Origin of the sequence: Pseudoalteromonas sp. GW168-MNA-CIBAN-0100, from assembly GCF_040309225.1 — a bacterium.
In the GTDB taxonomy this organism is placed as follows: Bacteria; Pseudomonadota; Gammaproteobacteria; order Enterobacterales; family Alteromonadaceae; genus Pseudoalteromonas; species Pseudoalteromonas arctica.
Map to the genome: position 1 here is coordinate 1 of NZ_JBEOOL010000247.1, position 352 is coordinate 352.

Below are 352 nucleotides of genomic sequence, written 5' to 3' on the forward strand. Positions count from 1 at the left end.
TCATGCATTTTAGCCACAAAACCCGCTATAGATGTGTAATGTGGCTGGATATCACCCGACACACTCATAAATAAAATGTTCGTCTCACACGCTTTAGCAATTCGACGGCTACTGATCAAACCATGTGCATAGCCCAGTAAAATAATCTTTAGCATTACCGAAGGTGGATACGCCGCCGCGCCCGTTTTGTCATTGTTGTACCACGCGTCAAATCCCGATAAATCGAGTTTATTTTCGACAATATAACAAAGGGCATACTCAAAAGTGCCAGGCAGAATTTGCTCAGCGAAATTGATAGGAATGAATTTATTTTGACAGGATAAGTCAGGCTTGTAGTTAGCCATAACAGTTT

At 41.5% G+C, this 352-nt stretch carries 1 protein-coding gene; it reads right to left on the reverse strand.

Translation table 11 applies throughout. The annotated features are described in order from the left end of the window. Positions 1–344, reverse strand: a 344-nt coding sequence (locus AAEY62_RS20955) for a transposase (RefSeq protein ID WP_502935531.1), incomplete at its 3' end; no start/stop codon positions are given. Positions 345–352: the final 8 nt, after the last annotated feature.